This window comes from Parabacteroides sp. Marseille-P3160 (genome assembly GCF_900162725.1).
In the GTDB taxonomy this organism is placed as follows: domain Bacteria; phylum Bacteroidota; class Bacteroidia; order Bacteroidales; family Tannerellaceae; genus Marseille-P3160.
Genome location: NZ_LT799418.1, coordinates 1,253,255 through 1,266,466 on the forward strand (window position 1 = coordinate 1,253,255; position 13,212 = coordinate 1,266,466).

11 protein-coding genes and 2 pseudogenes are annotated in these 13,212 nt (G+C 42.5%); all 13 read right to left on the bottom strand.

Annotated features, from left to right (window positions below; translation table 11 throughout):
• Positions 1-476: 476 nt before the first annotated feature.
• A complete protein-coding gene (locus BQ8014_RS19925) occupies positions 477-2,819 on the bottom strand; it encodes a M4 family metallopeptidase (protein ID WP_080903410.1) in 2,343 nt (780 codons plus the stop codon).
• Positions 2,820-2,826: 7 nt separating this feature from the next.
• Complete coding sequence (locus tag BQ8014_RS05045) at positions 2,827-3,249, bottom strand: hypothetical protein (protein WP_139785080.1); 423 nt, start codon at positions 3,247-3,249, stop codon at positions 2,827-2,829.
• A 448-nt stretch (positions 3,250-3,697) separates the two neighbouring features.
• Positions 3,698-4,132 carry an META domain-containing protein gene (locus BQ8014_RS05050; RefSeq protein ID WP_139785081.1) on the bottom strand — a complete coding sequence of 145 codons (435 nt, stop codon included), beginning with the start codon at positions 4,130-4,132 and terminating at the stop codon, positions 3,698-3,700.
• A gap of 4 nt (positions 4,133-4,136) precedes the next feature.
• Entirely contained in the window at positions 4,137-4,454 is a 318-nt protein-coding gene (locus BQ8014_RS05055) for a hypothetical protein (RefSeq protein ID WP_080903413.1), read from the bottom strand.
• A gap of 688 nt (positions 4,455-5,142) precedes the next feature.
• The gene (locus tag BQ8014_RS05060; protein ID WP_080903414.1) at positions 5,143-5,439 is read right to left on the bottom strand and encodes a helix-turn-helix domain-containing protein; all 297 of its coding nucleotides are present in this window, start codon (positions 5,437-5,439) and stop codon (positions 5,143-5,145) included.
• A 221-nt stretch (positions 5,440-5,660) separates the two neighbouring features.
• Positions 5,661-6,251 carry a hypothetical protein gene (locus BQ8014_RS05065; RefSeq protein ID WP_080903415.1) on the bottom strand — a complete coding sequence of 197 codons (591 nt, stop codon included), beginning with the start codon at positions 6,249-6,251 and terminating at the stop codon, positions 5,661-5,663.
• A 50-nt stretch (positions 6,252-6,301) separates the two neighbouring features.
• Positions 6,302-7,090 (bottom strand): hypothetical protein, encoded by a 789-nt coding sequence (locus BQ8014_RS05070; protein WP_080903416.1) that lies wholly within the window; start codon positions 7,088-7,090, stop codon positions 6,302-6,304.
• 29 nt (positions 7,091-7,119) lie between these two features.
• Entirely contained in the window at positions 7,120-7,536 is a 417-nt protein-coding gene (locus BQ8014_RS05075) for a hypothetical protein (protein WP_139785082.1), read from the bottom strand.
• Positions 7,537-7,683: 147 nt separating this feature from the next.
• Positions 7,684-7,932, bottom strand: a complete 249-nt coding sequence (locus BQ8014_RS05080) for an HU family DNA-binding protein (RefSeq protein WP_080903418.1) — start codon at positions 7,930-7,932, stop codon at positions 7,684-7,686.
• A gap of 353 nt (positions 7,933-8,285) precedes the next feature.
• The gene (gene mazG / locus BQ8014_RS05090) at positions 8,286-9,071 is read right to left on the bottom strand and encodes a nucleoside triphosphate pyrophosphohydrolase (RefSeq protein ID WP_080903420.1); all 786 of its coding nucleotides are present in this window, start codon (positions 9,069-9,071) and stop codon (positions 8,286-8,288) included.
• Positions 9,068-10,501 (bottom strand): annotated as a pseudogene (locus BQ8014_RS05095) (protein-disulfide reductase DsbD family protein); the annotation flags it as partial. The gene mazG (BQ8014_RS05090) and the pseudogene BQ8014_RS05095, both read right to left, overlap by 4 nt.
• Positions 10,502-10,727: 226 nt before the next feature.
• Positions 10,728-11,264, bottom strand: a pseudogene (mazG, locus tag BQ8014_RS05100) (nucleoside triphosphate pyrophosphohydrolase); the annotation flags it as partial.
• Positions 11,261-13,212 (bottom strand): protein-disulfide reductase DsbD family protein (locus BQ8014_RS05105; protein ID WP_080903423.1); only part of this gene is annotated, 1,952 nt, incomplete at its 5' end. The pseudogene mazG (BQ8014_RS05100) and the gene BQ8014_RS05105, both read right to left, overlap by 4 nt.

Consider the following 13,212-nt stretch of genomic DNA (forward strand, 5'->3'; position numbering starts at 1 on the left):
CCATCCTCTTTCAATGACACGCTGAACCACAATCTTTCTTGATTTCCACCAGTCAAAACGGGACAGGTCATATTCCCAAAGCAGTGAAGGAGAAATTGAAGAATCGCCTGCGTATTTTTTTATATTCATCAAATAAAGTCATTTCCCGTTCTTTTCGTATGATTACAAATTTAATATATTTTCACGGAATATACAATTAATCAGTCGGTTTTCATCATTCATATCCTTCTCCTTTATCTTTCTTTCGCAAATCGGAGGTCTTTTTCGTGTGAAGCGAGGTGATCGAGATCGTTCATTCTTTCCAAAAGTAAGTATCGATTGTTGGATGGGTTGTTCGTAGTGCATGCTACGAACAGCCTATTCAAAATAAATATTTTCATGCAAATGATGATTCGTATGTAACCTGATTGTCAGTGGTAGAGTGTCGTTCCATAATGATAAAAATCAGATGGTTATAATGTTCTAATCTTAAAACTTTAATCTCTTTTAATGATTAGTTTGGCCTCATATATTTTTGAATCCTTAATAATATGTACAATATAGAAACCGTCCCGTAACAGATGAATATCGATCGGCTCGTTCTCTTTTACGATATGTTTACCAAGTAGTGAACTTTGATTGTTATAGATAAGTACGGACAAGTCGCTATTATCCGTCTTGTCTGATGCAACTTCATTTTCCGGAATCTTTTGCTTAATACGGAAAGAGGTACTTGCGGGATTAGGATATATCAGATAGAGACCTCCCGTATCATCCATAACCTGGAAATCTTTGGTTGCTGTAAATGTACCGCAATCGGATATACCTGTACAAATAATTAAGACGTTGCCCGGATAATATTGGCTGAGGGGAGCAAGGATCAATCTATTAGGTGTATCAGGATGCATTACAACACCATTTACCATCCATTGTGATACAACGATGTCTTCCGGCATGGTAAAGTAGGCTTTTTTTTGACTAATGTATCCTTCATCCGGACCTTCAATGGGTGAATAGCCATTAAGTTCTAAATCTTTAGACAGGGTATAAGTGTTCGCTCCGAATGTGATGCTCGCCCTCACATAACCGACTCCTGCATAATTTACAGGTGATGCAGTAAATGAAACACCCGTTCCGGAATTCGGGGACAAACCACTTGCACTCCATTGTACGGTTGCTCCCTGCGGAAGATTTTCGATCGTATAAGTAGATTGGTCGCAGACGGTGGAGGGGCCAGAGAAATTTAATTGAGTTGGTTTTTCTCCAACGCCGACAGCATACCACGCATTTTCTATCTGTTGGGCCAAAAAATAATTATTTATACTGTTTGCCGCGTTAACAAAAGCCTGACGTATTCCTGTATAGCTTGTTGTATTCCGAAGATAGTTGTTAAATACAGTTTCAGTGATAATATTTTCAGCCGGATCCATGCCTACTCCATAAACTGTATAACTATTCCCTATCTCATTCGTGCCACTGCCCCCATTTACCAACAAATAAAACCAATGTGAAAATACTCCACCACGGACATATATATCGCCTGAGTTATATTGTGAGCTTCCATAAGTATCTGCTATTTGGGTTCTGGCATTTGCATCATCCGTATTCTGTATATTCCTGAGACAGCCATAATTTAAATCAAGTTGCTCACCAATTTGCCAAACGGAATTAGGATTAATCCGGGATTCCATGATTGCAGCCCAAATATCACTTAATCCTTCGTTAAAAGCAGGTTGATCGCCCGTTGTTCCCCAGCCGATTTGAAAATGCGTAATGCCATGTCCAAATTCATGTGCCACAACATCGACACTTGCCAATGATCGAAAAAAAGTACCTCCTGATCCAAAAAATAGAGCCCTGTCTGCAGGTCGCCAGCTTGCGTTATCTGGAATTCTCCCATCACGGATATATGAATTAATTGCAAAACCATTATCATCGAAGCTATTAATTTCATGTACATTATTCAATCTGTTGTAAATTTGTTGTATGCTCCAATGTACATCTAATCCCATATCGTTATTATTGGGAAAATGTTCCGCTTTTGTCCAATTATTGTCATTATCCGATAGTTCTACGCGATTATTGATGCTTGTACCTCCATTCATATTCCAAGTGTGTATAATGGCGTCTTTTGTTGAATCTACTAAATGATAATTACCATTGTAATTATGGGTAATGCCTTGCCTTGTTCCAGAATAACGCGTGGCAAAAGTTCCTGTTGCAGAAAAATCAATCATTGACGGTTCGGTCATTACTACTTTTCCGCTATGTGCATCTACAAATCCTGTTTCATTATTATTTTTATGATCGGCAAAGAGGTATACTTTGTATACTAACATCAATATAGTATCATTTTTTGCCGGAATTTCCTTTATGAGCAATTCTGCTTGATAATCCGTAATTACTTCCAAAGGAATGTTTTTGTAATCGGCAAAGGATTCCTTCGCTTTATTTTTATCAATAGTCGGATTAGTATTAATGCCTTTTATCTTTAGATAGCGTCCGTGTGCAAAATACATATTTCCATTTTTGTAGTGAAAATTGTATCCGACTCCATCTACTTTGACGCCATTGTAATGTTGTTGGAAATGCTCATGGACAAGTCCTTTTCGTTTTGATACTTGGTTGATTTTTTTGAACTCATCCGTAGCTTCTATTTTTAAATATTCACTGAAATATTCTGTTGCAGAAGCAGGCGCTTTAATAATCGAATCTGTGTTAGAAAAAATAATGGATTCAATAATTCCGGCTGTATTCTTTTCTATAATTGCTTTTTCTCGTTCTTGAGCATAACATAGAAAAGATACGCATATAAATAATGCAGTAAATAATCTTTTCATGGTGATTTCATTTTAAACGTTGATAAGTAAAAGAAGTGTAAATGGCTAAAATGCCATCGGCATAATTTAAACGCATTTTATCTTCATAAAATTTGTATGTATAATTAGTGATGATTTCATAACCGTCTTCCCGAATCTGCTTTTCATGAAGCAAAGAATCATCTATCCAATATTTTATATCTGAAATTATATATTCTTTTGTTTCGTAATAATACCATCCTAATATACTGTCAGGTAAATATTCTATATATCTATTATCTTTATATGGAGACATAAAATTTTCATTACCAACTTCAATTAATTCCCATTTGCCTAAGATTGCTTTTGTCGGATCCGAAGGTGGAGAGTACTCATCTTTATCACATCCACCTGTTGTCAAGGTAAATGAGAAAATAAAAATCAGTAGTAATAAAATAGATTTCGTGTTCATACATTTACATTTTAATTAAGTAAGTTTTGTTTGATTAAACTTAGCCTTCATGCGAATAAAGATTCGTATACTTTAATTATCAGTGGCGGAGTAGTGGTTCCCATATGCATTAAAATTTACATATTAGATCGTATCATTCTTATAAAGAGATGCTTATTCCTTTAAAAATGCTGCATCAACTATTCAAAAAAAGGAAAGCGCAACGGTTGTAAAGCCTGTTGGGATTTTGCAGAGGGTGTGTTTTCCGCATGAGAGTGTCATAAAGACCGGGTCACAATTCAGTCATACAAATTTAAGTAAAATGATTGTGCTTTTTTACGCTTCTTTGTGAAATTATTTTTAAAACAGGAAGATTATTCGTTCCTTGTTATTAGTGAATGTTTCCCCCTTAGAAAAAGTGAAAGAATAAGGTCCGTCAAAAAAATAGTTCAATGATCGGTTTTATTATTTAATCCGTACCAGGCTTAAATAATAAAGATCCGTTATTGCTATAAAATAATTTTAATTCATTATTTTCCAGTATATAATAATGAACTAAGGGAAGCGTTTCCGTAAAAACATTACCAAATCCTTCTTCCAATGCTTCTGTTGCACTATGGATTTCTGTTTTTTTACCGGAAGGATCAAAAGTGCCGGCAATAATGTTTATGGATGATTTACCTGTAATGGAATGATCTTTATGAAAGGTCAGCGTATAACATTCCGAACAGGCATAATCATCGAATGCCACTATGTTTCCTGTTTCTTCTCTAAATTCTGTCAATTTCCAAGTTTGTAATAACGAAGATATTTTTTCATTGTCATCATTACATCCGCCCAGTCCTATCATTATAAATGAAAGTAGTAAACAGTATGCCGCTATTAACAACTTAAAATTTTTCATGGCGTCACCGCTTTTTATTTATTTCAATTTCTTTATATTGCTTAGATTCCCATTGAGAGCATGTCCAGATTGACGAAAGTAATTGATATTTCAGATTTACTTCCAACTCGTTTATTTTAAAATCATCGTTTAGATTTATGGCATGATAGTCCTCATTTTCTATATTTACCGTCCAGCCACAACCATCTAATGCAGGGTCAGAAAAGTTGATCATTGCATTTTTTTCCATAATCACTCCTGATTTGTCATTCTCATTATCGCACCCCATTTCTCCTATCAAGAAAAAGAGAATGATTGTTGATAAAATTGTTTTCTTTTTCATAATATTTTTTTATAAGTTGATCTGATTTAAATGAATTCATTAGCGAATAAAAATTCGTCTGTTTTTAATTGTCTGGCGGAGTAGCTGTTCCCATAAGTATTAAAATTTACATATTAGATCGTATCATTCTTATAGATAGATGCTTATTTCTTTCAAAAGGCTGCATCAACTATTCAAAAAAGGAAAGCGCAACGGTCGTAAAACCTGGTGGGGATTTTGCTGAGGGTGTGTTTCCGCATGAGAATGTCATAAAGACCGGTTCACATTCAGTCTCACAAATTTAAGTAAAGTAATTGAAATTCTTGCACTTCTTTTGCTAATTTATTTTCAGCTTTATTCAAATGATTCCCCGCTGGCGATGCATGGTATTCGGGAGTATTTTCACAAAAACAGTTAGGATTGCTCAATGCCTATGGATATTCTTTTTTATCGGCATTGACTTTTGAGGAAGAGGAAACGACTCAAAAATTTTATTTTATGCTTTGATCATCCTAACCAATCTTTTTTCAATGAGTTTCCAATCATGTTATGAACACAGCTTACCTAACTTCTTCTGAATACTTTAATATGGTAATTATGTTATCCCAATAATCTTTTCGATCTTCCATCCTCATGTTTCTTTTACCGGTACGACGTAAAGTGCCTCCACCGTACATAATCCATAAAAGAAGTGTATATGTTTAAGAAATCATATAGGCCTAAGTTCTACCGTTAATCCCATTGCGGCTGCTATGCGGTAAAGGGTAGAAACCGTAGGAACGGTCAACCCTCTTTCAATTCTTGAAATATATCCTTTATCAGCTCCGATGCGTTTTGCAAGTTCTTCTTGTGTCAATCTTGCATTTTTGCGAGCGTCTAATAAAATCTGTGCATTGTATTCCTCCCACGCTTTCGTAACGGCTTCTTTGCGTTTCTCTGTACCTATTTCTCCAAATTCCCTGGAGAGTTCGGTACTTATATCGTAAATTTCATTTCTCTTGCTCATAATATTCGTTTTTTAATTTGACTGCCTTTTCTATTTCGCTATTCGGGGTTTTCTGCTTCTTTTTTCTGAAACTCTTTTATCTTATTTGGCTTTGGATGTTTTTTATAACGTCAACTTGATCGAATGCCTTTGTCTGAGGAAAGAAAGTTGTTTCCACTTATCCATAGGTATATTGCATGAAAAAGATAAAGATATAAATACATAGATACTTCTTCATGGCCTTATTGTATTTTAAAATTGATTTTAAAAACAACATTATCAATAGTTTTCAATTCTTTCTCTTGATAATACTTGAATTTTAGTTGAATAGCAGTATAATATTCTCCTATAGGAAGGTAGTCTTTACTTTCACTCATGCAAAGAGGATAATCCGGTTGTTGGCCATCTATTAAAATCCATGGGCAATTTAGATGCTTTGTCCCGGACGGAACTAATTCTATTCTTTTATCGGTCATTGAATATTCACACCATAATCCGCTCCAAGGTTTTCCAAGATCTGTATTTTCATATTTTTCATAGACCCGATAAAATGTCGAATCAATAAAATCAGTTGGAATAGAAATATTATTATCGGAATTATTTTCAATAGAAAAACTAAAAATAATATTTTCTTTTACAGAGAAGGAGGTCGTGGACTCTCCTTCCTCATTCAGCAAGCAAAAATGAATATTAATCCCATTTTCTTTATAATTAATATCTTGTATCTCAGATCCAGGCGATATTTCCCATAATAAATCGTTATTTTTTTCACATCCTCCGTCTAAAATCAGCAAAAAAAATGGAATCATTAATAGTAATTTATTTGTTTTCATGCGTTTATATTTTTTATAAATAAATATGCCTGTGTATATGGTCTGTGTTTTTATGATATAATCGTTGGCTGGCTACCGACTGTTTCTCCGGTTAGTGCATCAACATAAATTATATAACTCACTGGGGCGGGTATGTTGATTTCCCAGGCTTCCCTTAATTCTATTTTTTCTTCGGATATTACAGGGTATATAACTAATCTGGCCGTACTCCCGTTTAAATCTTCTCCGCGTATTTTTATCTCTTGCTTCTCTCCGGCAATCGTGTAATGTGCGACAACCGTGTTTAATAAAAGCGCCTTGGCTTTTTCCTGGTTGAAATTAATGTCTTTTGGCAAGTAGACGGGCGAATACCAATTCCCTATGCATTGGATGAGCTGTCTGTTCTTTATTCTGAAAATAATTTGTGTGTATAATACCTCTAAGCCCTTTATTTTTTGAATAGAAGAATGAAGGGTCCAGTAGGTTGCGCTATCTCGCATTGCGGGGTCGAATTTGATTTTTGAGAATGTTACCTCCTCCGGATTTTTGACGCCTGTTTGAGTCGGATTCAGAGCAATAAACTTTCTCACGGTTTCAATGGCTTCTGATTCTGTTAATGGCTGTGTAATAGGTGGAGTCTGGAAATTAATCCACTCGGAACTGCAGAATCCAAATGAATTTAAAGAAGTATTTAGAGATGGATTCATTTGCGCAAAAGTCGATTTCATTCGGGAGAGATCCATATCGGACAGACGTTCTACCGTCGTAGGATAAAAATATGAATCCTCTTTGTAATTATGCTTATCACAACCATAGAATAGGATGATGAGCAATAAAAATAAACTTCTTGTTTTGTCCATGATTTTTTAGATATGAATAAATTTTCTTACTACTGATCTTCCGCGTATTCGATATTGAGTACGTTAACCTTCAATTCTTTATTGTCTACGGAAATGAGTTTCCATTTTATTTCGGTCGTACCTCCCCAATAACCTACGTTAATCCGGATGATGGAGTCATCTTTCGACCAGCTACCTTCGAAATCGGCATAGGCGACGGGAGGAGTGCCGCACCATCCTGAATTTTTCCTCTCGATAAGTTTGTGATTGGACCGGATTTGTAGTCCATATTCATTGTCTATTAGCACCGTTGAGCGTTGGTAGGTGATCGTGTCGTTTTGGTATTGCGGATTGATCCAATAGCCGGCCAGCATATCCGAGCCTAAATCATTTTCTTCATTTTTATCGCATCCGAAAAGAAGAAAAAAGGTAAAGCCAAGTAACATTAACAGTTTGGAAACTTTCATATCGTTATTTTTTAAGGTTATCATTGTGTTGAAATATAGAGAACCTTCGCGTCGTCCCGATATCTCTGCTGCCTTTACATCCACTATAGAAAGTAGAAGGGAAAAAGAATGAATGATTCGGTTTTTTCATGCGGAGTCTTTTTATTATCAATCATCTTCTATATCATAGATGCAGTATCTCATTAAAACGCTGCATCTATGATTCTGTATGACCCAGGCAAAGGAATCAAGCGCCGCCTTTACATCGGCCGGAGAGAGCGTGGAACGCGCACAGGCTTGTGTGCAAATATCATCCATGTTGTACGTGCCGTAGGGTTGATCGTGCGCAACGGGCAAAGAATGTCCCTTTCCTTTCTTAAGGTCGGGGATGTGTTGGATTGTAAATGAAATTGCCATATTTGTATTTTAAGGTTAATGGTTCATACTTTCTATAAACCGGTTTTCCCTGAATGCAAGGAAGAACCCGGTTTTTCCCCACCGGGAAAAGATCTTTTCCCGGTGGATCGAAGATCTTCGTCCCGTAGTGAAAAGATCTTCGATCCACGGAGAAAAATCAACTTGTCTACATACAAATATACGACTGTAACTGCCGAATTGTTCCGGAGAGTATGCTTTTATTGTGGAATCGATATAGGATGATTAACCAAGTTTTGTGAGGTACTTTACCGGGAGGTAAAGTCTGTTTGAGGAGGGGCAGTAGAAAATAAAAAAGGTGTTTTCATGAGAATAAATTTATGATTATGAAAAGGTCAGAGCCCTTGCCGTTTGGCTTCGTCCCAGATCGCATCCATTTCCCCGAGCGTCATGTCTTTTAATGATTTGCCTTCTTTGAGGGTATGTTCTTCCAGATAGTTGAAGCGGCGGATGAACTTCTGGTTCGTCCGCTCCAGCGCATTGTCCGGGTTGATTTTATAGAGGCGGGCGGCGTTGATGAGGCTGAAGAACAGGTCGCCGAATTCGGCCTCCATCTTGTCGGCGTCCATCCGGTCGATTTCGTTTTTCAACTCGCCGAATTCTTCCTGCACCTTGTCCCACACCTGGTTGCGTTCTTCCCAGTCGAAGCCGATATTGCGGGCTTTGTCCTGGATGCGGTGCGCCTTGACGATCGAGGGGAGCGAGGCGGGAACGCCTTCCAATACGGTTTTATTGCCGCCTTTTTCCTTTAATTTCAACTGCTCCCAGCTTTGTTCCACTGCCTGGCTGGTCTTGGCGTCGGTATCGCCGAAAACGTGCGGATGGCGGTAGATCAGTTTGTCGCATAGGGCGTTGCAGACCGAGGCGATGTCGAACTCCTCTTTTTCTTCCCCAATCTTCGCGTAAAAAACGACATGGAGCAATAAGTCTCCCAGTTCTTTCTTTATAGCCGTTTCATCCTTCCGGATGATAGCGTCACATAACTCATACGTTTCTTCGATTGTGTTGGTGCGAAGGCTCTCGTTCGTCTGTTTGCGGTCCCAAGGGCATTTCACACGCAATTCATCCATAATATCAAGCAGGCGCCCGAAGGCTTCTACTTTTTCTTTCCTGTTGCTCATTGTTTATTCTTATAATTCGCCAATCCGTTTTTAAGGAATTTGAGATAGTTGTCTACATTTTCGTCGTAGGCGTACGAAGGGCCGAGCGGCTTGCCTTCGTTGTCCAGCAGGACGTAGAACGGCTGTGCGTTGGCGCCGAACTTACTGCGTTGCAGGTAGCTCCATTTATCGCCGATCGTCCGGAGTTTCCTCGTCTTGCCGTGCTCCTTGATTTCGAGGGTTTTCGGTAGGCTGGCCTTGTCGTCCACCATCAGGGTAATCAGCACGTAATCGTTTTCCAGCATGTTTTTCACTTTCGGATCGATCCAGACGGCGGCTTCCATCTTGCGGCAGTTTACGCAGCCGAAGCCGGAGAAGTCGATCATTACCGGTTTTCCTACCTTTTCGGCATAGGCCATACCCGCCTCGTAGTCATCGAATGCGGCATGGACTTCCCCCTTGTAGAGGTTAAAATCCTGCGTATAGAGCGGTGGGGCGAAGGCGCTGATCGCTTTCAGCGGCGCTCCCCAAAGGCCCGGAACCATATAGACGGCGAAGGCGAAGGAGATAATGGCGAAGAACAGGCGCGGGACGGAAACATAGTCCAGGTCGCTATCGTGTTTTAGTTTCAGCTTTCCAAGCAGGTAGATCCCGAGCAAAGCGAAAATAACGATCCACAGCACCAGGAAGACCTCGCGGTCCAAAATGCGCCAACCGTAGGCCAGGTCGGCCACCGATAAGAATTTCAATGCCAGCGCCAGTTCGAGGAAGCCCAGCGTCACTTTGACCGAATTGAGCCAGCCTCCCGACTTAGGCATGCTCTGCAACCAGGTGGGGAAGATGGCGAAGAGGCTGAATGGAATGGAGAGCGCCAGGGCAAACCCGAACATCCCGATAGCCGGGCCGGTGACCGACCCTTGGGAGGCGGCCTCTACCAACAATGTCCCGATAATCGGGCCGGTGCAGGAGAAAGACACCAGAACCAGCGTGAATGCCATGAAGAAGATGCTGATAATGCCGGTGGTCGAGTCGGCCTTGCTGTCCAGTTTATTCGTCCATGAAGAAGGCAATACCAGTTCGAAGGCGCCGAAAAACGAGACGGCGAACAGCACTAACAACAGGAAAAACAGTATGTTGAAGATGGCGTTGGTCGACAAGTCGTTCAATGCCGATGCTCCGAATATACCCGTGATAAGCAGTCCGAGGATCAGGTAGATTACGATGATGGACAACCCATAGGCCAAAGCGCTTTGGATCGCTTTCCGTCTTTGTTTGTTTCGTTTCAGGAAGAAGCTGACCGTCATAGGGATCATCGGCCATACGCAGGGCGTCAGCAAAGCGAGCAAGCCGCCGGCAAAGCCGGCCAGGAAGATATAGAGCCAGGCCATGCCGCTTGCGTTCAGCGAAGTGTCCCCGAATGCCTTCAACTCGTCGACGACCGGATCCCATAAGGAAACCTGATTCGTCAGTTCTCCGGTGATGTTGGCGGAGGTGTATTCCGTGCCTTCCGCCGAAGAATCCTTTTCACCGGCTATTGCCTGGGTGGAATCCGTCTCTCCCGAAATGGTGGCCGTATCGGCCGGTTCGCCTGCCGTTACCTCTCCTTCCGCGGGCAGGAGGGCGGCTATCGCCTTCGTCCGGGTAATGTGTTTCCGGTCGAAAGTAAAACTTTCCNTTTTTCAACTCGCCGAATTCTTCCTGCACCTTGTCCCACACCTGGTTGCGTTCTTCCCAGTCGAAGCCGATATTGCGGGCTTTGTCCTGGATGCGGTGCGCCTTGACGATCGAGGGGAGCGAGGCGGGAACGCCTTCCAATACGGTTTTATTGCCGCCTTTTTCCTTTAATTTCAACTGCTCCCAGCTTTGTTCCACTGCCTGGCTGGTCTTGGCGTCGGTATCGCCGAAAACGTGCGGATGGCGGTAGATCAGTTTGTCGCATAGGGCGTTGCAGACCGAGGCGATGTCGAACTCCTCTTTTTCTTCCCCAATCTTCGCGTAAAAAACGACATGGAGCAATAAGTCTCCCAGTTCTTTCTTTATAGCCGTTTCATCCTTCCGGATGATAGCGTCACATAACTCATACGTTTCTTCGATTGTGTTGGTGCGAAGGCTCTCGTTCGTCTGTTTGCGGTCCCAAGGGCATTTCACACGCAATTCATCCATAATATCAAGCAGGCGCCCGAAGGCTTCTACTTTTTCTTTCCTGTTGCTCATTGTTTATTCTTATAATTCGCCAATCCGTTTTTAAGGAATTTGAGATAGTTGTCTACATTTTCGTCGTAGGCGTACGAAGGGCCGAGCGGCTTGCCTTCGTTGTCCAGCAGGACGTAGAACGGCTGTGCGTTGGCGCCGAACTTACTGCGTTGCAGGTAGCTCCATTTATCGCCGATCGTCCGGAGTTTCCTCGTCTTGCCGTGCTCCTTGATTTCGAGGGTTTTCGGTAGGCTGGCCTTGTCGTCCACCATCAGGGTAATCAGCACGTAATCGTTTTCCAGCATGTTTTTCACTTTCGGATCGATCCAGACGGCGGCTTCCATCTTGCGGCAGTTTACGCAGCCGAAGCCGGAGAAGTCGATCATTACCGGTTTTCCTACCTTTTCGGCATAGGCCATACCCGCCTCGTAGTCATCGAATGCGGCATGGACTTCCCCCTTGTAGAGGTTAAAATCCTGCGTATAGAGCGGTGGGGCGAAGGCGCTGATCGCTTTCAGCGGCGCTCCCCAAAGGCCCGGAACCATATAGACGGCGAAGGCGAAGGAGATAATGGCGAAGAACAGGCGCGGGACGGAAACATAGTCCAGGTCGCTATCGTGTTTTAGTTTCAGCTTTCCAAGCAGGTAGATCCCGAGCAAAGCGAAAATAACGATCCACAGCACCAGGAAGACCTCGCGGTCCAAAATGCGCCAACCGTAGGCCAGGTCGGCCACCGATAAGAATTTCAATGCCAGCGCCAGTTCGAGGAAGCCCAGCGTCACTTTGACCGAATTGAGCCAGCCTCCCGACTTAGGCATGCTCTGCAACCAGGTGGGGAAGATGGCGAAGAGGCTGAATGGAATGGAGAGCGCCAGGGCAAACCCGAACATCCCGATAGCCGGGCCGGTGACCGACCCTTGGGAGGCGGCCTCTACCAACAATGTCCCGATAATCGGGCCGGTGCAGGAGAAAGACACCAGAACCAGCGTGAATGCCATGAAGAAGATGCTGATAATGCCGGTGGTCGAGTCGGCCTTGCTGTCCAGTTTATTCGTCCATGAAGAAGGCAATACCAGTTCGAAGGCGCCGAAAAACGAGACGGCGAACAGCACTAACAACAGGAAAAACAGTATGTTGAAGATGGCGTTGGTCGACAAGTCGTTCAATGCCGATGCTCCGAATATACCCGTGATAAGCAGTCCGAGGATCAGGTAGATTACGATGATGGACAACCCATAGGCCAAAGCGCTTTGGATCGCTTTCCGTCTTTGTTTGTTTCGTTTCAGGAAGAAGCTGACCGTCATAGGGATCATCGGCCATACGCAGGGCGTCAGCAAAGCGAGCAAGCCGCCGGCAAAGCCGGCCAGGAAGATATAGAGCCAGGCCATGCCGCTTGCGTTCAGCGAAGTGTCCCCGAATGCCTTCAACTCGTCGACGACCGGATCCCATAAGGAAACCTGATTCGTCAGTTCTCCGGTGATGTTGGCGGAGGTGTATTCCGTGCCTTCCGCCGAAGAATCCTTTTCACCGGCTATTGCCTGGGTGGAATCCGTCTCTCCCGAAATGGTGGCCGTATCGGCCGGTTCGCCTGCCGTTACCTCTCCTTCCGCGGGCAGGAGGGCGGCTATCGCCTTCGTCCGGGTAATGTGTTTCCGGTCGAAAGTAAAACTTTCCCTTTCCGGGGGCAGGCAGGTTTCGTCGTTGCAAGCCATATATTCGACTTCCCCGGAGATTTTGAATTTCTTCGGGTCGGTTACTTTCAGTTTCTGGGAGAAAGAGACCGAGCCGGGAAACCAGCGGAGATCCATGTTGAACATTTCGTCATGTACGGTCACCGGCTTGACTGAAGGCGTCGGCTTCCCGACGAGTTCCGCTCCACGCAGGGTCTCGAATGTAAAGCTAGTGGAAATCGGGCCCCCTTCCGGCAGGTTCATATCATAGATATGCCAGCCTTTATTGGCATTGGCGG